The organism is Catenuloplanes nepalensis (assembly GCF_030811575.1).
In the GTDB taxonomy this organism is placed as follows: Bacteria; Actinomycetota; Actinomycetes; order Mycobacteriales; family Micromonosporaceae; genus Catenuloplanes; species Catenuloplanes nepalensis.
Window position 1 is genome coordinate 1222421 of the sequence record NZ_JAUSRA010000001.1, and the last position, 21462, is coordinate 1243882.

The 21462-nt window shown below is 66.8% G+C and carries 18 protein-coding genes and 1 pseudogene; 7 read left to right on the forward strand and 12 right to left on the reverse strand.

The window, feature by feature from the left end; translation table 11 throughout:
* Positions 1-9 precede the first annotated feature (9 nt).
* The 4 genes from J2S43_RS05105 to J2S43_RS05120 all read left to right on the forward strand — a co-directional run bounded on the left by J2S43_RS05105 (position 10) and on the right by J2S43_RS05120 (position 4704).
* A complete protein-coding gene (locus tag J2S43_RS05105; protein WP_306827389.1) occupies positions 10-627 on the forward strand; it encodes a S1 family peptidase in 618 nt (205 codons plus the stop codon).
* Positions 608-970 carry a hypothetical protein gene (locus J2S43_RS05110; RefSeq protein WP_306827390.1) on the forward strand — a complete coding sequence of 121 codons (363 nt, stop codon included), beginning with the start codon at positions 608-610 and terminating at the stop codon, positions 968-970. The genes J2S43_RS05105 and J2S43_RS05110 overlap by 20 nt, the downstream gene beginning before the upstream one ends.
* Positions 971-1228: 258 nt before the next feature.
* On the forward strand, positions 1229-3667 hold the full coding sequence (locus J2S43_RS05115; RefSeq protein WP_306827391.1) for an NACHT domain-containing protein: 2439 nt from the start codon (positions 1229-1231) through the stop codon (positions 3665-3667).
* 254 nt (positions 3668-3921) lie between these two features.
* Positions 3922-4704 (forward strand): ISAs1 family transposase, encoded by a 783-nt coding sequence (locus J2S43_RS05120; RefSeq protein WP_306827392.1) that lies wholly within the window; start codon positions 3922-3924, stop codon positions 4702-4704.
* A 232-nt stretch (positions 4705-4936) separates the two neighbouring features.
* Here J2S43_RS05120 and J2S43_RS05125 read toward each other — a convergent pair whose 3' ends face one another.
* The 10 genes and pseudogenes from J2S43_RS05125 to J2S43_RS05165 form a co-directional block, all read right to left on the reverse strand.
* The gene (locus tag J2S43_RS05125) at positions 4937-5302 is read right to left on the reverse strand and encodes an IS66 family transposase (RefSeq protein ID WP_306827393.1); all 366 of its coding nucleotides are present in this window, start codon (positions 5300-5302) and stop codon (positions 4937-4939) included.
* Positions 5303-5501: 199 nt separating this feature from the next.
* Positions 5502-5801, reverse strand: a pseudogene (locus J2S43_RS42125) (DUF6444 domain-containing protein); the annotation flags it as partial.
* A gap of 44 nt (positions 5802-5845) precedes the next feature.
* Positions 5846-6922 carry a hypothetical protein gene (locus J2S43_RS05130; protein WP_306827394.1) on the reverse strand — a complete coding sequence of 359 codons (1077 nt, stop codon included), beginning with the start codon at positions 6920-6922 and terminating at the stop codon, positions 5846-5848.
* Positions 6923-6993: 71 nt separating this feature from the next.
* The gene (locus J2S43_RS05135) at positions 6994-7806 is read right to left on the reverse strand and encodes a thiopeptide-type bacteriocin biosynthesis protein (protein WP_306827395.1); all 813 of its coding nucleotides are present in this window, start codon (positions 7804-7806) and stop codon (positions 6994-6996) included.
* A 17-nt stretch (positions 7807-7823) separates the two neighbouring features.
* On the reverse strand, positions 7824-9041 hold the full coding sequence (locus J2S43_RS05140; RefSeq protein ID WP_306827397.1) for a lanthionine synthetase C family protein: 1218 nt from the start codon (positions 9039-9041) through the stop codon (positions 7824-7826).
* Positions 9038-12052 (reverse strand): lantibiotic dehydratase, encoded by a 3015-nt coding sequence (locus tag J2S43_RS05145; protein WP_306827398.1) that lies wholly within the window; start codon positions 12050-12052, stop codon positions 9038-9040. The genes J2S43_RS05140 and J2S43_RS05145 overlap by 4 nt, the downstream gene beginning before the upstream one ends.
* A 183-nt stretch (positions 12053-12235) precedes the next feature.
* Positions 12236-12394 carry an FxLD family lanthipeptide gene (locus J2S43_RS05150; RefSeq protein WP_306827399.1) on the reverse strand — a complete coding sequence of 53 codons (159 nt, stop codon included), beginning with the start codon at positions 12392-12394 and terminating at the stop codon, positions 12236-12238.
* 70 nt (positions 12395-12464) lie between these two features.
* Positions 12465-13673, reverse strand: coding sequence for a methyltransferase, FxLD system (fxlM, locus tag J2S43_RS05155; RefSeq protein ID WP_306827400.1), 1209 nt, complete (start codon positions 13671-13673; stop codon positions 12465-12467).
* Positions 13674-14065: 392 nt separating this feature from the next.
* Complete coding sequence (locus tag J2S43_RS05160; RefSeq protein ID WP_306827401.1) at positions 14066-14770, reverse strand: HAD family hydrolase; 705 nt, start codon at positions 14768-14770, stop codon at positions 14066-14068.
* The gene (locus J2S43_RS05165) at positions 14767-15522 is read right to left on the reverse strand and encodes a TauD/TfdA family dioxygenase (RefSeq protein WP_306827402.1); all 756 of its coding nucleotides are present in this window, start codon (positions 15520-15522) and stop codon (positions 14767-14769) included. Before J2S43_RS05165 ends, J2S43_RS05160 begins: the two co-directional genes overlap by 4 nt.
* A gap of 166 nt (positions 15523-15688) precedes the next feature.
* Between J2S43_RS05165 and J2S43_RS05170 the strand changes: the two genes are divergently transcribed.
* Positions 15689-16078, forward strand: coding sequence for an NUDIX hydrolase (locus J2S43_RS05170; protein WP_306827403.1), 390 nt, complete (start codon positions 15689-15691; stop codon positions 16076-16078).
* 81 nt (positions 16079-16159) lie between these two features.
* Positions 16160-17323 (forward strand): helix-turn-helix domain-containing protein, encoded by a 1164-nt coding sequence (locus J2S43_RS05175; RefSeq protein WP_306827404.1) that lies wholly within the window; start codon positions 16160-16162, stop codon positions 17321-17323.
* Between the two features lie 330 nt (positions 17324-17653).
* Here the strand turns inward: J2S43_RS05175 and J2S43_RS05180 are convergent, their stop codons facing one another.
* Both J2S43_RS05180 and J2S43_RS05185 read right to left on the reverse strand, forming a co-directional pair.
* Positions 17654-18154, reverse strand: coding sequence for a GNAT family N-acetyltransferase (locus J2S43_RS05180; protein ID WP_306827405.1), 501 nt, complete (start codon positions 18152-18154; stop codon positions 17654-17656).
* A 56-nt stretch (positions 18155-18210) separates the two neighbouring features.
* A complete protein-coding gene (locus tag J2S43_RS05185; RefSeq protein WP_306827406.1) occupies positions 18211-19548 on the reverse strand; it encodes a helix-turn-helix domain-containing protein in 1338 nt (445 codons plus the stop codon).
* 505 nt (positions 19549-20053) lie between these two features.
* Here J2S43_RS05185 and J2S43_RS05190 point away from each other — a divergent pair.
* Positions 20054-21460 (forward strand): APC family permease, encoded by a 1407-nt coding sequence (locus J2S43_RS05190; protein ID WP_306827407.1) that lies wholly within the window; start codon positions 20054-20056, stop codon positions 21458-21460.
* The last annotated feature ends 2 nt before the right edge of the window (positions 21461-21462 follow it).

Sequence of the window (21462 nt, forward strand, 5' to 3'; positions counted from 1 at the left end):
TCCCTCGCGATGAAGGTCGCCTTCGTCGACTCGCAGAAGGCCGAACACGGTGTCCAGCCGGTCAGGCAGGCTCTCCACGACACGCAGGCACAGATCGCACCGTGGCTGCTGGCGCGGGCCACGGTGGCGCTCCTCGTGCCCGGCTCCCGTGACCGTCCGGATACCGTCGGGACCGGGTTCTTCGTCGCCCCGGGCGTCGACGCCACGTGCGCCCACGTCCTGGCCGACCGGGTGGAGACGCTACCCGTGGAGGTCGGCGCCACGCAGGTGGCCACGGGACGTCAACTGCGGTTGCGGCCGAGACCAGCCTGGTACTTCCGGGACGGCGCAGGTACCGACCTCGCCTTCCTCGCCGCCGATGAGGCGGATTCAGGCGATGATCAGGGCCTGTTGTCACGGGAGGTGACGGTCGGTGACGAGGTCTGGGTGTTCGGCCATCCGGACGGTATGTTCTGCGGTGGCCAGTCCGCCACCTGCACCTATCAGGGCGACTCCCGGCGCGGCGTGAACGGCGGCCTGCGCCTGCCGCCCATATATGGAGTGCCCGTCGGCGCCGGCTACAGCCGGCAGTGCGGCGGTGAATCTGCGGACCGGCGCGGTCTGCGGCATGGTCTGCACATCGGATGAGGCGGGGAGCGCCCACCTCCTGCCGGCCGAGCGGATCATCGAGCTGTGCGAGGTGGAGCGGATCATCGGTGACTCGCTCACCGGCCATCGGCGCTGGCTGCGGGAACTCACCGATGAACAGCTCGGAAACGCGGGGCAGCTCAACGGGCGGCCGGGGGCCAGTGAGGGCAGCACGATCTCGGTCAGTGCTGATGGCCTCAGCGGGTGCGGTCCTGTTCTCGATCATGGTCTTCGCAAATTCATGATCACCAACGGGCCGCGCCCGTCCTGCATGGACCCCCGGATCCCGCTAAATCCCGACCAAAACCCCAGCTCAGATACCCCTCAACCGACTATGCAATAGCCCTGGCCCCCGAGATCACGCAACGACAGGGGAAAGAGTCATACCGGGACGAGCGACCAAGTACCCGAAGGAGTTGATCGAAAGGTAACGGAGCAGATGTGCGCTCCCATGCGGTGGATCCCCTCTGACGTGCTAATTCCTGACGTGATGCGGTGTGTGGGCGAGCTACCCCGACCGAGTCGCCTGACAATCAGTAGTGTGTTGGTAGCTTCTCGTGCCTGTCGGTGGATCGGTGGGTCCCTTCTTGTGCTGGTGCCGGTGGCCGGACTGGTGTTTCTCGCATCCGGGCCCGCCGATTGGCTCGACACCAGCGACAAGCTTGCGAGCGTGGCAGGGCTGATGGTCGGCGCGCTGTCACTGGCGGTCGGCCTGCTGGCCGTGCTCGTCGGCCGGAAGCCGGTTCCACCCGTGTCTCCGGAGGATCGGCTGGCGGTGCTGGTCAGGCGGCAATGGGCAGCGGAGGCCACGGCGCGCATGCTCGACCGGCCCAGGCCGTTGCGGATCCGGTGGGCGTCCACGGCACGCCCGGTCAGTGCCACACCCGCCGAGATCCTGGGTGACGTCGTCCCGGGGCGGCCGACCCGGCTGCACCTGACCGGTGATGTCCGCGATCTCGCCGACGTTTTGACGCGGCTGCCCATGCGGCAGGTCGTAGTACTCGGCGCGCCCGGAGCCGGCAAGTCGATGATGCTGTTGATTCTCACTCTTGAACTCCTGGCCCTCCGGAAAACCGACGATCCCGTCCCCGTGCTGCTCGCACTTCCCTCGTGGCAGCCCGGAGAACACCTGAACGGATGGCTGATCCGCCGCCTTATCGAGGACTATCCTGCTCTCGGAAATCGCGCGACTATCGAGACGCTCGTCGCGCATGGCCGGATCCTGCCGCTTCTCGACGGCCTCGACGAACTCCCGCCGACCCGGCGTATCGACGTCTTCGACCACCTCAACACCACATTCGGCGGCGGCGGTGCCTTTGTGCTCTCATGCCGCACCGACGACTTCGAGGCGACGACCGGCAGCCGCGGTATGCCGTTGGCCCGCGCCGCCGTAATCGAACTCCAGGGCGCACGCGCGGAGGACGTCATCGCATTCCTGTCCGCGGGGCAGATCAACGGCGGTCGACGGTGGGCAGCGGTCGCCGACGAGATCCGCACCCGGCCGGATGGCACGCTCGGGCGGGTGCTGGCCACACCGCTCAACGCCTACCTGGCTCGGGCGGCATATGGACAGCCGTCCCGCAATCCGACGGATCTCGCCAACACGGCCTCGCACTCCTCGATCCGGCAGACGGAGCAACATCTTCTTGCCGGATATCTCCCGGCAATCTACCCCTCGGGAAAGGAAGTGCGATGGCTGCGCGTGCTGGCCCGACATCTGGATCGCAGCGGACAGCAGAACATCACCTGGTGGAGCCTGAGGGATCTGATCGGCAACTGGTCGCTCGTGGCCAGCCTCGCCTATGCAGCCGTCGCGTTGCTCGGCTATCGACTTTGTTTCATCAGCAATGAACTCTCTGATGGAATTGCTTACCTCGCCGAGGGCTGGGAGACGTGCTCGTATCTGGCTTGCCTTGCGTTCGGTTGCCTGGGTGGAAGATTGATCGGAGGGCATGCCAGGCGCGGGCGGGCGTGTACGGCGCTGACGAAGCTTCGAGACATGCTGGCGATCGGCGGCATTGCTGCGGGCGTTGCATTTTGGCTGGATTTGATTTTTGTTATCACTGGGGAAATGCGGGTCCGGGATATCGTTGTCTCTGGATTGGGAATGGCACTCGGCTTTTTTATTGTTGCGCATATCGACTGCGGCGGAATTTTCTTCTGGGTGCCGCTGCTAGCTGCCGTTAGTATTGTCGCTACGATTGGAAGCCCGGTTGAGGAGTTTAAGGGATATTATGCGTGCGTGGTTGCCGTTATTCTAGTGTTGCTACGCTTCTCCAGCTACATCAGATCTCATGACTGCCTCTGTAGTGCAATCGTTGCGGGGATGGCTGCCGGGATGGCTGCCGCAATTAGCTCACCCCTTGGCGCGATGCTTGCGGGTGGATTCGTCGGATTTTTCGTATTCTTTTATCTTAGGATCGTCCGAGGTCGAAGCTCTCTTGCGGTCGGCGGTAAGGTGAGCAAGTTCGGGCTGCTGAAATTGGGTAGGGTGATCATTGCTGGGACATTTTTCACGGCGGTCATGACCGTGCTATTTGCCGCACTGGGCCTTGGGTGGAGGCTGACGACTGTAGTACCTTTCGGAATGTTTTACGGATACCCTCTTTACGTGGTGATCGGATTGGTTGGTGCGCTCGGCACCTCGGGTAGCGACCTTCTGATCGTCATGCCCCGGACCGGCTTAAAGCGTGATCGTCACGTATTGATCGCGGCCATCCTTGCTGCGGCAGGCATGGCGGTAGCTCTTGGAACGCTCGGGACTGTCGGACATTCTTTTACCTATGGCCTAATGTTTATTATCATCCTGGTTATCTCGAGCGCCTCCCGATGGCCTTCGTTTGCACTTGCTCGCTTCGTTCTAGCAGTTACGAGGCGTTTACCCTGGCGGCTGCTGTATTTCCTGGAGGACGCACACCGGCGCGGCGTTCTTCGTCAAGTCGGCGCCGTGTATCAATTTCGGCACGAACGCCTGCAAAGCCACCTCGCGCAAGACGATTCGTCAGAGAGTTCTGATCCCTTCAAGCCTGGTACGACTTGACCGCTTTCTCCCTTGCTGGCGGGTCCACGGCCGTTTCAAGATCGACATGACGTCGGGAGTGATCACCGCGGTGGCGTGTCCGGTAGGGATGAAGCTCCGTTAGGAGCAGGTCTTCTCAAGGATCTGATCCACCCGGAGCTTCGTGGTGTTGCAGTGTGTCATTCCCGCTGTCGATCCGTCGTGTGTGCCGCCGGGCGGGGATGGGTCGTTCACGCATTCGTGTCATGGTCTGCTGGAGTTGATGCTGGCAGTCGATGACGGCCGGTCGTCGCAGGGGCCGGGATCATCCGGTCGCGGTCGTTCTCGCGCTGGCGACGGTGGCCGGGTCGAAGGGCTACACCGCGATGGCGGGCTCGGTCGAGGACGTCCCGGCAGAGGTCGTCGCGAGCCTGTATCTACGGGCCTCCGCCCGTCCGGCAGGGCGCCCGTCACGCTCGACGATCTGGCGGGTCTGCACCGACACCGACGCGGATGTTCTCGACGCCATGATCGCCGAATGGACCACCACCCAGACGTCCGCGGCAACGGGGACAGGAATGCAGCTACGCCTGGACGGCAAAACCGTCCGCGGCGCCGTCGATGCTGACGGCGGTCAACTGCATCTGCTGTCCGCTCTCGCCGGCCCGGCACAACCCGCCACGGCTGCCGTCATCGTCGCTCAGGCACCGACCGACGGTGCCAAGGGCAGCGAATCGGCCACCGCCCAGGCCATGCCGGAAACCCTTGACCTGCGCGGGCTCACCGTGACCGCAGATGCGTTACACACCGTCAAGGCCACCGGCAACCTGATCCACTCCTGCGGCGGCCAGTTCGTCCTGCCGGTGGAAGAGAACCGACAGGCACTGTTCGACGCGATCAACGCCCTGCCCTGGGCCGACACCCCGATCGCCCATCACAGCATCGACACCGGCCACGGCCGCACGACCCGCCGCACCATCCGCGTCCTGCCCGCCCCGCCCGAACTACCGTTCCCGCATGTCGTTTCTTTTAGCGTCGTGGGCATCCGGACGTGGCGGCTACTGCCGGGAATGGCGTAGCGGCCGTGTCCGCATCGACCACGTCCGCATCGAGGTCTCGGACATTGTCGCCTAGCGCGGCGTCAAGTTCTGCCCGGCGGGTTTTTGCCCGTGATGCGGCGGACTGGCCGCGCCGCCGTCGTGCCCGCGGTCACGTCGTCAACTGCGCGGCGTGCACGCGCGGTTGCAGGTGGGGCGGTCGTCTTAGGAGCGGTGAGCAGGCCGATCGTTGCGGGTCGGAGGACTCTCCAGGCTATCGGTCATCGGCAGGTGGCTGCCGGAGCCTGACCCACTCTTGGCCGTACATGCGCTCGTGGACCCAGTGCAGCTTCCCGGCGACCCGCAACCCGGACTCATCCACATGCACCACATCCGCCCCGCTCAGCGCGTCGCGGACCTGGTCGACGAACTCCGAATCCGCGAGGGCGTCCCCGGCACGGGTATGCGCGGCGGCGACCGCACCAGCGGACATCGGTATCCCGAACAGATCACACATGGCCTGCGCGGTCCGGGCCTGCGCCCCGAACAGCGCCTGCCGCAGATACACGGCGGCGGCCTGCGCCCTCGCCCCGTACTGCACCGGCGCGTCGACCCCGTCCGGTGCCACGCCCGCGGTCACATGCCCGCACCCGCACCTGCGTGACACGATCCGATGCTCGGTCACCCGAACCCCGGATATCGGGAAGGTCGAACACCTGCCGGACCGCGACCCCCGCCGGCCGGGCCCCGACCAGATCGTCGCCGCAGCCACCACAACCAGCCGGTTCATGCACCACACGCACATGCGGATCAGTCACCTGCCGCAGAGTCCGGCCTTCATGACCGGGCTGCCCGCCCGGACGCCGCCCCGACTTCCCCCGCCACGACTTCGGGGCCGGCTTGGCGAGCCCGTCAGACGACGGCGGCTTCGACGAGTTCGACGAGTCCTGGCCGACCCGGACACGCAAATCCTTGTTCTCCGCCCGCAGCACCGCGTTCTCCCGGCGCAACTCCACATTTTCCGCCCGCAACACGGCGTTCTCACGCTCAAGACCCGCGACCCGCGCCTCCAACCGGGCAAGCCGCTCCAGCAGCTCCACGATCGACGGCAACTCGGACACCCGACCATGATCCACCATCAACGCCCCAGGCCAAACTCACCCGCCGACGACCACCTGAGCAGTCACATTTTAAGAATCGATCGATTCGTGCCAGGATCGGAGCCGGCCCGAGGCGAGCGAGGCGGCTCAGTAACCCCGCGGGCCGACTGTCGTCGTTCCTGGCATTCGATGACGGATCGAGCGGTGCTGAGTGCGCTGTCGATTGTGGCGAGACAGTTCGTGGACATGGTTCCGCGCGCGAGGCCACAAGACGACACCAGGCCATTCAATTGCCGGACTTGCTGGATGGTGGCGATGTTGAGGTGCCCCTGGTTGGCTAGGAGGTCGCGCGCGGCATAGCCGTCGCTTATGGCCTGGCGGATCAGGCTCGCGGTGATTTGTCCTCGCGCGGGATGGCCGTCTTCTAGAGCGTCGATGACGATGAGGCCGAGCCGGAGATGGAACACCGCAAGTCCTGGTTTGGCGTGGTCAAGACGTTCGTAGGCGGTGAGCGCGGCGGCTGTCGCGTCGGCCGGGCTGCCGGCTGGCACGTGAAGCGACAGGCAGGCGGTGACGGCGTTTTCCCAGGGTTCGCTAGGTTGGGTTGCGTTGAGCATCGCGCGTGCGTGCTCGTTGCGGCCCGCCACGGTATGGGCGATGATCGCGACTTGGCGGCCGTCGAGCATTCGGGTGCCGATTCCTTTGTATTGGCTGAGGCGCTGGCTCGCTTCTTCCCAGCGGCCGGCGGTTGCGAGGGCGTGGGCGCCGGTGCCGAGCAGGACGGTCCATAGCCACTTTCGTGTTTCGGCGTGCGTTTCGGGTTTGTCGGTGAGCAGCGCGACGGGGATGGTGATGCCGTCGATCGTGATATCCGTGCGGGTGTCGACCGCTTGGAACAGCGCCTCCAGCAGCGTCCAGGCGGCGGACCCGTTACCTGCTCGGATGTGAAGGCGTGCGAGGTTGACGATGGGCTCGAGCGCGTGCTGAGGCTTGTTGCCGTGGGTCAGCGCGACGGTGGCGAGCCGATGGCACCAGGTCCGTGCCAGGTCGGGCATGCCGCAGTCGGATGCGACGAGGGCGGCCAGGTTGAACACGGCGGTGGCTGCTGCCGCATCGCCGTTCTCGCGGGCGTGGCGGGCGCGTTTCTGAAGGTCCGACACGCGTTCATTCAGTGGGGCGCACGGGGGACGTATCCGAGCGATGAGCGGGAACCAGCGGGCGGTATCCGGGTTCATGAGGTGCCGTCGGGCGCGAGTATGTCGAGCGTGGGATCGGGGCCGAAGATGACGGTCGCGGCTGCGGTAGCGAGTGCGGCCTGCTGCGGGCCGGGTATACCTCGCCGGTTCCACGAGAAGATCACGTGGTGTGTGAGCACGTCTCGTAGCCCGCGGTGAAGCTGGCCGGTGTCGTTGAGGTGCCGGAGGGATTCACCGGCAGCTGCGTATGCCTCGATCAAGGTCTGGTAGCCGGCCAGCGACCCTTCCTGGCGAGTGAGACTCGCCGGGTCGACGGTGAGGAGTCGCTTTGCTCCGTTCAGGAGGGCTGACGTAGCGCCGGTCGCCGGTCGATCGCGATGTTCGGCGATACGTGCCCAGACGTCGCCCTGCTCGTACCAGTCGAGCTTCGCGGCGCGCATCATCGCCGCCGAGAGCATGATCGACGTCTCGCGCTGGCGGGCGGCTGTGCCGTCGTTGTTGAGGAGCAGGTGGCGGCTGTCGTGGTGCCAGAGCTGGTGTGCGGCCTGCATGGGCTCGGTGCCGCCGAAGGCGTGGACCTCTGGCTCATAGCTCCCCGGGATGATGGTGTGCAGGTGGCGGTCTCGGGCGAGTCGTTCCAGTTCGTTGACCACGTAGCGGTCGGCGTCGTGCGTGGCCGGGGCGAAGCGCACCCGCCAGCCTTGTTTTCGTATGTAGAACCAGGCGGTGATGAGCTGTTGGCGTTCGGCTTCGGCCAGGATCGGGGCGAGGTGGCTCCTGGCGGTCTGCTCGGCGGTGTGCGGGTCCGGGAATGTGACCGTGACCTGCCGCCATTCGCGTGTCGTCATCGACGGCCTCCGCTCGTTCAGGTGAGGGCGAGGAAGGCGTCCCAGCTGGTAGCCGGGGTGCCTACGGTGGCGGTGTGAAGGGCGAGCGCCGCTCCGGCCGTCCCGTTCATCAGCTCGGGATCGTCGTGCCGGTCGGCGGTGAGCTGGCTCGCGAGTTCGGCCGCGAGTCCCGGGATCTGCGCGGCGAGCTGGTCCGCTCGGCTCTGGTCGGTGCTCGCGGCGGTCATCCGGCAGGTGGATTGAAGGAGTCCGGCGCGGCCGTGGCAGAGGCCGATGCCGTCGAGCCGGTCGCGCTGCGTCGTGTCCGTCAGCACGGCGAGCATCGCCTCCTCCGCGCGCTGCTGGCGGCCGGGATCGTTCTGCGCGATTCCGGCGAGCTGCTGGGCGCGGGCGGTTCCTGCCGTGCCGTAGCACCATGACGGCCGGTGCCGGATCGGGTCGGTGCCGGGAGCAACGTGTGGGGGCCACCAGACACCGGCGTCGTCGTCTTGACGGTGGGCGTCCGTCCACCGGGTCAGGGCGGCGAGGGCGTCAACTGCTGCCGGTGTGTCGTGGCCGTGACCGATGGCGTAGGCGAGCAGAGCGATGACGGCGCTGACGCCGTGGGCCGCGCCGAGGTTGCCGTGGCCGTCGGGAAACTTCGGGTCGGGTGTGCCGGCGAGGCCGGAGGGCATCCACCAGGGAGGTGTCCGGGTGTCGCCGCCGAGCGGTTCGGTGAGGCGCGTGAGGTAGCCGACCAGTCCGCTGCTGAGGGGGTGATCGGGGTGCGCGTGTAGCAGGTAGAGGCCGAGTCCGGTCAGGCCGTGGACGAGGTCGAACTCGTACATCGGTAGTGGCTCGTGGCGGTCGATGCGGGCGTGAGCGGCGGCGAGCCGTTGGCGGGTGAGGGCCATGGTGGCGTCGTGGAGGTCGGTGTACGCGCGGCGGTAGCCGCCGAGGGGCCGGGCGGTGTGCAGCATGAACGCCAGTGCGGGCGCGCCGTGGAAGGGGTCGCAGTTGCGGCCGATGCTGACCGGCTCGCTGGCCGCGGCACGAATCCAGCGGTGCGCGAGGGCTTCATTGCCTTGTCCGGAGACGGCACGTTCGATGTGCAGCAGGGCGATGCCGAGCGCGCCTCCCGCGAGCGATTGGGGCCGGGTGCGGCCATCGGGTGACGGGCCGACGATGGCGGGGTCGTCGAGCGTGTCGCAGACCGCCGCGAGTTGGTTGGCGGGGGTGATGGTGGGAGTCATCATGGGGCGCTCCGTGTCGTCCAGCTCAGCGCGGCGGCGCGAGCGAGGTGGAGGCAGGCTCGTTCGCTGTCCAGGTCGAGCCCGGCGACGCGGGCGTGGTGCAGGTGCAGCAGATCGGGCAGCAGTTCGGCCGGCGGTATGGCGCTGACGGCGGGCAGCCTGGCGCGCCAGGCGCTCAGGACGAGGCGGCGGTCCGACCATCGGTCGGCCATGTCCCTTCCGCCGGACAGGGCCAGCACGGCGGAGCGGTCGTAGGGGTTGGACAGGAGGACGGCCTGGTCGTAGATGTGCCGTGGCGGCGCGGGGCGATGTGTCCGCGTACGGGCGATCAGCCATCGCAGCGCCTCGGCCGGATCGCCGACGACCGCCGTGACGAGGTCGACCATGCTCGCGGCGGTCACCGGCTGCCAGCCCGGCGCGGCACGGCGCTCGGTGACGGCCAGCTGAGCGAGCGCGGCGGCGGAATCCGCGGCGAACACGGCCGTGGTCGCGCGGTAGGCGTCCGGTCCTCCGAAACGGCCGGGTTCACCGAAGTCGGTGTCCCATTGGACTCGCCGGGTCAGATCGGCCTCGGCGAGTTCTCGCGTCCAGCCGATGACGGCGTCGAGGGGTAGGCCGGTGACCCGCAGCCGCAGGTGCGGCTCGGGGTCGGCGTGACGTAGGAACCACCAGGTGCCCGTGTCCGGGAGCCCGGCAAGAAGCCGCGGTACGTGAGTGCTCAAGATGACGGATTGATCGCCGGGCTGGGCGTAGATCTTCAGGTAGAGGTGATCGCTGCCCGGCAGGGTTCCATGGGTGCGCACGTCGATCGGCGTGCCGGCTGCTCGGGGTGCTGGTGGCCTCGGGGCGGTGGCGGTCAGCGGGATGACGATCTCGTGCCGGTGGCCGCCGAGCCAGCCGTCGCCGGCGGGAACGAGGCGCAGCAATGCGGTGGGGTTGCGGGTCAGATGGTCGCGGAGCAGCGCACGATGTGCGGATTCATTCAGATCGAGCCCGAGGGTCTGATCACCGATCCCGAGCATGACGGCAGCGGGGCAGGCAGTGACTTCTCGCCACGCGTCGAGCGCGTGCTCCCACCGTTTCCAGGGAGCCGTCCGGCCCGGTAGTTCCTCCGCGCGCAGAAGCCACCGCGCGGGACTCAACAGCGTGCGGCCGTAGCGCAACGCAGGCAGGAACGGCAGAGCTTTCGCGGCCGGCCCCCATTCCACCGGCGAGCACTTGGCAGCGAAAGCCGCTGGCGCCTCGGCAAGGAAGCGGGCGAGGGGATGGGCGTGACGAACCGGCTCCACGGCATTGACCGCGATGGGATGCAACGCCCTCCGCCGGGACACGGAGACCAGGTAGAGGCGATGCGCGTCTGCGGTCACGGCTATGTCGTTCAAGCCGATCGCCATCTGTGACCCGGCGGTGAACTCACCGACCGGTATCACATGAGGCAGCGTCCGGGCGGCACGGTTGACATCCAGGCTGATGGTGTAGCGGGTGACCGACGACAGCTGGGCCAGCAATGCTCCCGTACTGGCCGGCGGGCTGTCGGAGGCACCGGTAGCCATCTGCCGCCGCGTGGACTCGTCGAACAGGTCCAGGAACCGGCCCGCGGTCGTGAACGCTTGCGAGGAAGCCCGCACCACGGACAGATGAAAGTCGCCTTCCTCTACGTCCTGGAGAGAACCGGCGTGCACGCGGACGGTGAGTTCGGCGCTCGGGGCGATTTCGGCTGGCGACGTGCCGGCCAGTTCCTCTACGAGCGCTTCGTCGAGGATCACCTCGTGCTGTCGGCGCAGGGCGGCGTCCTGGGCCACCGCGATCAACCGGCGGTCCCGGCCGGTCAGCACGGGCGCAGCGTCGGCAGGCATCCCGGTGAGACCGGCCGGGTAGCCGAGGCCGACCTGGGCATCGACGGTGTCCAGAATGGGAACCAGGGCGTGCAGGCCGTAGCGATTCAGGAAGCGTGCATGCCAGTCCTGCCATCCGGCCGACGCCGGACGTGCAAGACGGGTCAGCGCCGCTGCGGCGCGACCGGCCTCAGCCGTCACCGCCGTCGGCAGCACGAGATCGCAGTCCACGCGGAGGTCAACCCCAACGGCTGATCCCGGCTGGAGGACAGCAGCGGAAGCGCGGATCTCTCGGCGGAGCACGTCAGCGGTGGAGCTGTTCGAGGCTTGATCGTGGCGTTCTTTGAGATCACGAATCCGGGCGAGGTGATCCAGTATCTGTCCAGCACCGCTGTCGGCTCCGATCTCTGCCAGCTGCCGCACGAGATACGCGAGGGGATCGGTTTCAGTCGACGGCGGGCGCAGGTGGGTGAGCAGCAGACGCTGCGCGATCATCTGGCCGATCAGCCGCTCCGCGCCTTCTCTCGGCCCCGAGCCACCCGCTATCAGCTTGTCGATCAGGTCGGCGCACCGAATCGGGTCCGCGGCCAGCACCAGCGCTGCGCGGATGGCGGCTTTCGCCTCGATCCGCAGATGGGCCGGCGCACCACGAGGGTCGCTCGTGTCCGCGCGGTACTCCAGGACCACCTTGTCGGCCCGCTCCACCAGCAGGTTGTTCGCCCGCAGCATCAGATGCGGACGGAGACCCGCATCCGACTCCAGGCGCTCGATGACGGCGGTCAGCCAGGCCGCCTGGATGCGAACGACAGCCTGATGCGCGGTACCCCATCGCACGCTGCCGCTACGGCTCGCGGTGACCGGGGCGACTCCCGCGAACAGACCGAAGGGCGTGGCCCGCGTCGTCGCGCGCAGCAAGTAGCGCATGAACGCGAACGTCACTGCCTGTGCGTCAGCGCGTGACACGCCTCCGTTGATGACCGCGGCGGCCCGCGCGACCAGATCCGGAGAAGCGTGCGCCACGGCGGACGAGAAACCGGGGATCGTCGATAGCGTCTGCGTGAGCCACCGCCGCCATTCGTCCACCGAGTCACTACTGATGAGGTCGGGCCACGGATCAAGCCGATCCGGGCGGAGCAGGGCTGCCCTGAGCATCATGGCGTCATCTACGGCGCGGTACATCGTGGTCTCCCCAGGTCACGATCCATTGGTGGGGGAACACCCCGGCTCTACGACGCTTGCCTGGCACGGTATGCCCGTAGGGCCGGGGCGCTCGCGTCTCCGACATCGATAGCTCGCCCTATGTCATGGCCGCCGTTCGGGTCAGATGGCCAGTCGATCGGACTGCCGGAGGGCGCGGCCGCGTCAGCAGCTGGTGCAGGCCGAGGCGCAGGTGCTGCCGCACCCGTCCTCGGTCATCTGGATGATGCGCTCGACGGTGTCGCCCGCCTCGATGAACTCGATGTCGAGGTCGAATTCGTCGGCGGGGCGGTCCTGGTCGAGGACCGTGGTGGGCTGAGACATGACAACCTCCCTTATAGGGGTGATGGGTTCCCCGGTGCTCTCCGGAGGGAACCGGAGAGCACCGAAGCTTCTAGGACCAGGCGACGGTCAGGACGCCGTGCCGCCTGGTGGTGTGCCAGCCGGCCGAGGCGCTGGTGCCCGCCTCGCCGGGGTGGTACGCGATCTGAGCGGCGTTGCGCCGGTAGTAGTCGTCAGCCCAGGCGCGGATCATTGACAGCAGCTCGTCGCCGACCTGCGCGGCCTCCGGACCGTGCGCGATGACACCGGTCTCGTAGCCGCTCACGGTGTCCGGGTTCTCGCGTTTGACGCGGTAGGCGAAGGTCCCGCCGCGCACCAGCGCCGGGGTGCCGATCCGTACGGTGCGGTCGACCACGCCTTGATCGACGGCGTCCTGCGCGGCGTGCAGGATCGGCATCTCCGGACCGCTGGTCAGCAGGTACAGCTCCAGTTCGTCGGGCATGTCGAACGGCGTGCCGGACCAGCGCTCCACCGGCGTGGAGTGGAGCGCCTTCCGCAGCGCCGGCACGTCGAAGGTGAGCGTGCTGCCTTGGTCCACTCGGAGGCCGATGTCGGGGGTGACGACGGTTAGCTTCTCGGTAGCGGCGCCGTCGCCCTGCATCGGCACGAACGCGCCGAGCCGGTAGTTGTCGGCCGTCAGCTTCGGCTCATCCGGGACGCGGTCGAACGCGATGAGGCGGGTGATCCCGGCGAAACGCAGCGGGACGACGATCCGGCCGTTCGGGGTGAGCTGCTCAAGCCAGGCAGGCGGGATGTCCCACGCCCCGACGGTGACGATGATGCGGTCGTACGGCGCGTATTGCGCCACACCGTGCTCGGCGTCGGCGTGCACGACGTTGACCCGCTCGTACCCGGCCCTGACCAGGCCCGCGCGGGCGCGGTCGACGATATCGGCGTCGATGTCGACGGTCGTCACCGCGCCGGCCGGCCCGACGACCTCCGCGATCAGCGCCGCGTTGTATCCGCCAGACCCGATCTCCAGGACATTCATGCCGGGCCGAACGTCCGCCTGTCCGAGCTGGATGGCCTGGATGTTCGCGGCCGAGACCACGCTGGTCTTCCGCCCGTTGGTATCGGTCTTGGGCCACAGGGTAGTGCTGGTCTGATAGACGTTCTTCAGTGACTCGTCGGGGGCGAACTCGTGCCGGGGAACCGCGTTCATCGCCGCCGCGACGGCCTCCGAGGTGATGAGACCCTCGTCGCGCAGCGCGGTCACCATGGCCTGGCGTAAGGCAGCAGCGTCTTCAAGGTGCACTGTCATCGGAGCCCTTTCGTCGTGAGCTTGCCGGACCTCGCGTCCGGCTATGCCCTAGTGGATCTTTCGGTGGAGTGGGAGCACTCGGCCCCGGCGAGGCTAGGGGAGGGTTGGGCTTCAGCGCGTGATTTAGCCGACACGGCATCGAGCGTCCTGACTCAGGACTTCCGAGCTGCCCTTTCGGTCATCCCGCGCCCAGCCCTGCTGTCGCCGGCCGCGTGAAATCGCTTCGTCTTCCACCGGCTAGTTCTGGACTCGGTCTGCGGGACCGGCGGCGACATCGACACAGCCGACCAGCGCTCCGCCTTCCACCGGCCGCGTGACGCGCGTCCCAGGGCTGGCCATCGTCGTAGCTACCGCTCTCGGGGGATCCTGCCGCGTGGAAACGTTTCCCACGACTATTCCGTCCCTGTGCTGGCCGGGGAGTAACTCACGTCGGGATGTGCCTGGGCGTTCGCTCGCGTGGCGAGGACGGCATCGGCGAGGTCTGCCAGGCCGTCTACGACGAACGCGGCCGTAGCACGCACGGCAGGATCGTCGTGCCATAGATGGCCCCATGGCCCGCGCCGGACCAACGCGGTGCGTACGCCGGCACGATGCCCGGCAACCAAGTCGTGGTCGCGGTGGTCGCCGACGTACAGCAGCCCGGACCGGCCAGCTGGGGACATCGAGGCTACCCGGTCGAAGAAGCCCGGGTCCGGTTTCCCGACACCCCAGTCCGCGGATGTCGCGATCGCGTCCGCGGGCAGGTCCAGGGTCCGTAGGCGGTCACCGACCGCAGCGGTTTGATTCCCGGCGATCCCGACCCAGACTCTCGCCCGGCGCAGGACCGACAACGCCGGCCGAACGTCGGCGTACAGGTCGGATTCCTCGATCACCTGCCCCGCGCCCGCAGCAATGCGTGCGGCGCGTTCACGTTCGAGATCGAAATCGTCACGAAAATAGGCGAAGGATTCTCGGTTGTCGCGGCCGGATGCGACAACGGCACCGACGACCGCGGAGAACGTGTGCCGGGGTACACCGAGCCAGTCCGCCCAGGCGGCCCATTCGCGGGTGTCGTCCAGCAGCGTCTCACCGATGTCGAACACCACCGCAGTGATCATCGGGCGCTCACCGTCTGAAGCGGGCGGGGGAAGCCGGCCAGCACCTCGTAACCGGCGCGGGGATCACCGAGCAGCCGATACATGACGCGGCCGGCATCGTACTCCTCCCGCCCGTGCAACCAGCGCGTGTTGGACAACAGGTATCCGGTGCCGGGCTGCAGCCGCACGCTGATGGTGATGCGCGAGAGGATGCGGTGCACCTCGGGAAGGCGCCGGGCGAGCGGTGGCGCATACCGGGCGAGGCTGTCACTGCGCATGCGGATACTCATCCGGGCACCGGTGACGGTCAGAGGTGAACCAAGAAAGCCTGCGGCGCCGCCGAACAGCACGTTACGCGGTTCGCACAGCACGTCGAGCAGGTCAGGATGATGTTGTGCGAGTTCTTGGGCGAGCACCGCGCCGTCCGCGAGATGGCAGTCGCCGCCCGAGGCCGCTGCTTGCGCGCAGTAGAGCATCAACAGCTCGGGAGGTCGCGGCAGCGCGGAGGACTCGGTGTGCAGGCTCAGACGCTCGTGACCGAGTCCGGCGTTCCCGGCACGGCGGGCCAGCTTCCCGCGATCGTGGATCACCGTGATGCCGTCGGGCTCGCTGTCGCGGTGGGTGCGCACTTTCAGCATGGCGCGGCCCAGGCGTAGCAGGCTGGGCCGGTCCGGCACGCCATCGAAGGTGACGACACCGTCGCGCGCGACGACGGCCATAAGCCGGCCGACGGCGCTGAGGTCGTCGGGATCGATCGAGCAATGCGTGATCATGGTTCACCTCGTGATCGGCAGGACTTCACCCTCCCCGGTGCAGCGCGCGCTTCTCAAGTGACAGATTGTCAACCCAGTCTTCTCCGGGGGAGCGCGGGCGGCGTGCTACGGTCCGACGAACTGTCTGGTCCGGAGGGATGCCGTGTACCGACCGCATGCTTTCCCTGTGTCGATCAAAGGCGTGTGCGTGCAGAACGGGCGGGTCCTGCTGCTGCACAACGAACGCGACGAATGGGAACTACCCGGCGGCAAACTCGAACTCGGCGAGGACCCGGCCTCCTGTCTCGCCCGGGAGATCGCTGAGGAATCCGGGTGGACAGTCGAGGTCGGCCCAATTCTGGACGCCTGGCAATACCACATCCGAGACGAGATCGACGTGCTGATCGTGACCTACGGCTGCACCGTCGGCACCGACCTGCCGCCACGGGTCAGCAGCGAGCACAAGCAAGCCCGGCTCTTTACGCCAGCTGAGGTCGGTACTCTGCGGATCCCGGCAGGCTACCGGCGCTCCATCGATACCTGGTGCACCCACCATGGCGCGCTGGCCCGCGGCTAGGGCTAAACCATGAAATGCCCGGCGTGCGCCGTGGCTTCGACGGAATCTGCCGCCGGTACCCGGTGTGCCGCGTGCCGGCTGGTGTCCGGCGAACTACGTGACCTGCGACCGGACACGACATCGTCGTTATGGCTGTGGACCAGCCCCGATGCGCAAACGGCACTGGCAACCGGCAACCTCGGCATCATCATGCGCACGTGGCGGCGCGCCACCGGTGTGGGGCAGCATGAACTGGCCGCACGGCTCGGCTACGACACCTCCTACATCTCCAGGATCGAGAAGGGCAGTCGCGACGTCACCGACATCAACGCACGGCTGCGCATCGCGCGACATCTCGGAGTGCCACCGCATCGTGTCGGCGTCGTCGACCCCGGCAGCGCGGACCACATCGCCATGATGCAGTTCGCCGAATCGACGATCCGGCTCGCGGTCCTCGCCCGCCAAGCCGGCCAGGCGGCGGCGGCGATCAACGAACTCTGGCCGCTCGTGGCCCGCCTGGAAGCTCGTGCCGCCGAAGGGATGATCGACCGGGAGACGCTGCCGCTTCTCGCCCGCGCCCGTGCTGAACTCGGCGTGTCGCTGGGATATGTCCTGCCGGAACAGAGACTCGGAGCCGCCGTTCGCTGGACCGGCCGCGCTCTACGCATCGCCGCACACCTTGAAGACCCGGACCTGCATGCCTACTGCCTACGCAGCTACGGCAACGAGCTCCGTAAAGCCGGCCGGACCAAGGTCGCCAACGTGTACATCGCGCACGCCGTTGCCCTCGACGCACCACGTCAACGCACCGCGGCGCTGCTCCAGCTGGCGCGGGTCGCGTCCGATCCCGCGACCTTCGACGCCACGTTCGACGGCCTGCGGCGTAGCCGAGAGGCTGGGATAGCGAGCGACCCGATGATCACTGACGCCACGATCCTTGAGGTGCAGCTTAGGGGACTGCTGACGACTGGACGCGCTGGCGCAGCCGCAGAGATGATCAACAAACTTAGCTGGACGGCTGGGGCCGCATCGCCACAGTGGGCGGTCATTCGGGACATCACGGTTGCCTCCGTGATGTTCACGGCCGATAGTGACTCGACCGCGGCACCATTACTCGAACGAGCGATCGCTTCGGCTGTGCAGCTACGACTACCGCACCAGATCCAACGCGCGCAACGCGTTGCGCGACGTCATCGCCCAGAGTTGGTCGCGCATGCCGCCGACTTGCTGAATGACCTCAGCGGCGGGACAAGGCGCACTGGGTAAAAAGGCGTACAGTTGGCCTTCAGTGCACGTGTAAGGACATGCCGATGGCGGGTGCCACGGATGGCTGTTCGCGTGTTGGTTGCCGCTACCAGGCGGATGTGGCTGCCATAGTCCGGGCTCCATGATTTAGATGACGCCTTCGGCCGCCCGTACCCTGTCAATGTGTGGCTACCAGCACCCCGGGCCCAGTGCGGCACGGTGCCCATGCGGCTGGGGCGGACCATGGGACCTGCATAACCTGATGGCTGCCCTCGACCCCATGGCTGCCGGCATCTTGGCTTGGTCCTGTCGGCCGGCGGCGATCGGTACACGGCGGCGGTCGCGACGGGGTCACAGCGTTGAGCGGAAGGCCGAAAGGTCCAGCGCCATTGCGTCGAACGTCGGCGACTCCGGGAAAGGTTGAAACTCTCCAGCGGATACCCAGCCCCAGTTTGTGTAGGCTGCGCGTGCTGAATGGTTATCCTTGCGTAGCAGTAAGTGCGCGGCCTTCTCGGGACGGTTGGAGAGCAGGGCGTTGTGAATTTGGCGTCCGAAGCCGTGTCCTTGCCAAGGCGGCGTTACGGCGAACTCGCGGAATATGTATAGACTGCCGTAGATCGATATCTGAGGTAAGGCGAGGGTTACGGCGTCCTTGTGTCGTGCAGAACTATCGAGACTGCCAAAGGCGTAGCCGATCGCCTCGTTGTTGATCCAGCCGGTCACGAGGCCGAAGTCGCTGGTTATGGCATATCGCTGGACTAGGCGCATCCACCAGTCATCCGGTGAATACCAGGGTTCATGCAATAGTTCGGCATGACTTGACGCATATATGGGCACTAGCGTCTCGTGCATTGTGATAGCTTCGCTGGGTCCATGGGTGCGCAGTGCAAGAGTTGGGGCGGCGCTCATTATTTGATTGTCTCAATCTGTTGGTTGCTCAATAGGAAGTCGCGATATGCAGTGACTTCGGGGATTTTGTAGTCATCGGCAGGAATTGCCGCGTCAACTTTCTGTGCGAGGTCTACGATAGGTTGAATCTGTTCTGTCGTGGATAGGGATTGAAGGATGCTGAGTGCATGTGTCGTTGCGGCGCGGGAGTCGCCAATTTTTTGCAGGCAAAGAGCTCGCTGTAACTCGATTTGAGCTGGCCCTCGGAGGTACGTAGGTGGATAAAGGGATATTGCGGCGTCCTGTGCTGAGGATGCGCACTCGTAGTCGCCGGTGTGAGAGTAAACGTACGATTCGGTGAAGTGCTGGCGATCGGGTGACCATCCAAAGACTGATTCGCCGTCCTTCATCATGTTGATGGGTATCGAGGTGCAGATTTCCAGGAATGCCGGGAGCTGGGCCTTCGCTTCCTCGGCTCGGCCGGCCAGCGCGAGGACTTGGGCTCTGCCTCCAAGTAGCTCCACTTTTGTGGGGGCAGGGGCGTCCTGCAGCTCGTCCAAATACGCGTCGGCTAGCGCTATTATCAATCCGGTCGGCCGTTGTTCATACAGGCTGCGGACGACCTCGCGGCCTCGCACCCAAGCGCGTGCGGCCGGATCTTGCGATCGGTCCGCGAGGGATCGGGCGGTGCGCCACCATCGACGGCCCTCATGTAGCCGACCTAGGTTTGCCACGGTCATTGCCATCAATGCAGCGAGTAGGGCCCCGCACCGCCGGAGATCTTGCGCGGCTGCGCCCGAGCGGTGCTCCTCGACGGCATATTGTAAGGCGAGGATGTCGATGGATAGCGCTTCAAGCATTGCGTGTGGTGCGGAGGACTGGTAGGCGAAGCCGTGCTCTCGTACGATCTCGTGCCACTCCTCGACTGACGCCTCACTGCGTGCGGCCAGTGCTTCGCTCAGCCCGTGCCGGGCTAGCTCCAGGGACACCGCTGCAGCCATAGCTCCTGTATGGATGAACTCGCGTCGGTTCATAGCACTCACTCCTCGTGGAACGATGATCCCAGCGTGAGCGGCGGCCAACGCGAGATCGGTGTAGCGGTTCGGTCCTCGTAGCCCCGGTGACAGCGTGGCCAGTCGGTCGCGCCGTGCTGCTTCGGCCAGCTCTGTCCCTCCTCCCAGGATCGTATCTAGTGTGACGGCGTCTTCGTCGCGGACGCTGCCATCCGAGCACTGCATCAGACGGTGGATCTTGCTCTTGGCCATCTTGGCTTGGTTCTCGACCTCTCGCAGGCTTAAGCCTCGTGCGGTCATTAGTCGACGCAGCGTTGCGCCGAAGGTCTCACCGTTGTTGATCATTGATCCTCCTGTCGGTGAAATGCATGGTCAGGCTGTCCCTGTCTGTCCCATCTGAAAGAGGGACAAGGTGTGTCTTTCGTTTGTTGCTTGATCTGCGCCATATTCGATCACGGAATGACGTGAGACGCATCAAGCAATTTACGCCCGGAACATCCGTTAACGACAGTGCTGCTCCCTCGCGTCGGAGAACGACCGGCGGCGAATGCCGAGGTGCGTCTCGCGCTGGCTCGGCCACTCCTATGGCACGGAGCGAGGGCTATTTGGTGTGGCGCCTCAGCGCTTCGGCATTACCTCGGAGAAAGGACACCGCGATGGATCTATTGATCGGCGTGGCCTGGATCGTACGGCCGCGCCCACGAACGGCGGTGACCGCCCAGGTTCGGGCGGACCAGGACGATCTTGCTGCAGTTTGCACCGCCAACACCTCTCGGCGGGGTGCGCGGCGTCGAGCGGTGGCGGCGCGGTGAGTCGTACGTTGGCGCGCCGGACGTTGAGCACGAGCGCGTTGCTGGTGTTCGCGGTGGGGGCGAGTTCTCCGCTGACGGTTTTGGCCGGTGGTATTCCGACGATGTATCAGCGGACCGGTGTTCCCGGTGTCCCGGTGTCGTTCCTGGTGATGACCGCGGTGTTCGGTGTGCTGCTGGTCGGGTATGTGGCGATGTCGCGGCATGTGCCGCACGGCGCCCCGTTCTACGCCCAGGTGGCGCAGGCGGTGAATCCCGCAGCGGGTGTGGCCGTGGGGATGGTGGCGCTACTCGGCTACAACGCGATCCAGATCTCGTTGTTCGGGCTGCTGTCGGATTCGGTGACGGCGCAGCTCGGCGGGGTGTGGTGGGTGTGGGCGGCCGTGGGGTGGCTGGTGGTGTTCGCACTCGGCCGTGTGCGGGCGGCGACGAACGCCGGGGTGCTCGGCGGGCTGCTGCTGGTCGAACTCGCCGCGATCGGCCTGTTCATCCTTGCGGGATTCGCCCGGCCGGCAGACGGGGCGGTGAGCGTCGCGCCGCTGCTGCCGGAGAACCTCATGGTGCCGGGGGTGGCGGGTGCGCTGGTGTTCGCGGCCGCGGCGTTCATCGGGGCGGATGTGCCGCCGGCGTTCGCGCATGAGGCGCGCTCGTCGCGGATGGTGGTCGTGGCGACGCTCGGCTCCGCGGTGTTTCTGGGGCTGCTGTATGCGCTGACGTCGTGGGCGTATGCGGTGGCGGTCGGCCCGGAGGAGGTCGCGGTCGCCGCGGGGGACCCGGCTCGGGCGCCGTTCGCGGTGCTGGGCGGCATGTTCGGTGACTCGGTGGTGGTGCTGGCTGTGGTGCTGCTGGCCACGAGTGCGCTGCTGGCGATGGTCGCGTTCGGTGCGGTGGCGGCCCGGAATGTGTTCGCGATGGCCGATGAACGGGTGCTGCCGGTGTCGTGGGCGCGGGTCAGTGGCGGTACCGGTGGTGGAGCGCCGTTGGGCGGGTCGCTGGTGCAGTCGGCGTGCGCGGCGGTGGTCATCGCCGGGTGTGCGGTGGCGGGCGTGGGGCCGCGGACGATGTTCGTCTGGCTGTCGGCGATCGGCGCGTTCGCGGTGCTGACGCTGCTGACGGTGTCGTCGATCGCGGCGCGCATGTTCTTCGCCGCGGGCCGTGGCGCGGGTGAGCCGGTGTGGATCCGCGTCGTGCTGCCGGTCGCGGGCGTGGTCGCCGGGGTCTGGGCGCTGGTCTTCATGGCAGGAAACCTCGCCTCGCTCCTGGACGTAGCGGAGGGTGCGGGCCGGCAGTGGCTGGTCCCGAGCTTCGTCGCCGTGGCGGGTGTGGCCGGGCTGGCGTGGGGTGGGTGGCTGCGGTGGGCGCGTCCGGGCGTGTATGCGCGGCTGGGCTGTAGCGCGCCGGATCCGGTGACGGTGAAGGACCACCGCCTGATCGGACTGGAGGTATGAGG

Bases quoted from the DNA above. Each gene is read 5' to 3' on its own strand.
- J2S43_RS05105 (WP_306827389.1), top strand. From the start codon at position 10: ATGAAGGTCGCCTTCGTCGACTCGCAGAAGGCCGAACACGGTGTCCAG.
- J2S43_RS05110 (WP_306827390.1), top strand. From the start codon at position 608: ATGGTCTGCACATCGGATGAGGCGGGGAGCGCCCACCTCCTGCCGGCC.
- J2S43_RS05120 (WP_306827392.1), top strand. From the start codon at position 3,922: ATGACGGCCGGTCGTCGCAGGGGCCGGGATCATCCGGTCGCGGTCGTT.
- J2S43_RS05135 (WP_306827395.1), bottom strand. From the start codon at position 7,806: ATGACGACACGCGAATGGCGGCAGGTCACGGTCACATTCCCGGACCCG.
- J2S43_RS05140 (WP_306827397.1), bottom strand. From the start codon at position 9,041: ATGATGACTCCCACCATCACCCCCGCCAACCAACTCGCGGCGGTCTGC.
- J2S43_RS05145 (WP_306827398.1), bottom strand. From the start codon at position 12,052: ATGTACCGCGCCGTAGATGACGCCATGATGCTCAGGGCAGCCCTGCTC.
- J2S43_RS05150 (WP_306827399.1), bottom strand. From the start codon at position 12,394: ATGTCTCAGCCCACCACGGTCCTCGACCAGGACCGCCCCGCCGACGAA.
- fxlM (WP_306827400.1), bottom strand. From the start codon at position 13,673: ATGACAGTGCACCTTGAAGACGCTGCTGCCTTACGCCAGGCCATGGTG.
- J2S43_RS05160 (WP_306827401.1), bottom strand. From the start codon at position 14,770: ATGATCACTGCGGTGGTGTTCGACATCGGTGAGACGCTGCTGGACGAC.
- J2S43_RS05165 (WP_306827402.1), bottom strand. From the start codon at position 15,522: ATGATCACGCATTGCTCGATCGATCCCGACGACCTCAGCGCCGTCGGC.
- J2S43_RS05180 (WP_306827405.1), bottom strand. From the start codon at position 18,154: ATGCACGAGACGCTAGTGCCCATATATGCGTCAAGTCATGCCGAACTA.
- J2S43_RS05185 (WP_306827406.1), bottom strand. From the start codon at position 19,548: ATGATCAACAACGGTGAGACCTTCGGCGCAACGCTGCGTCGACTAATG.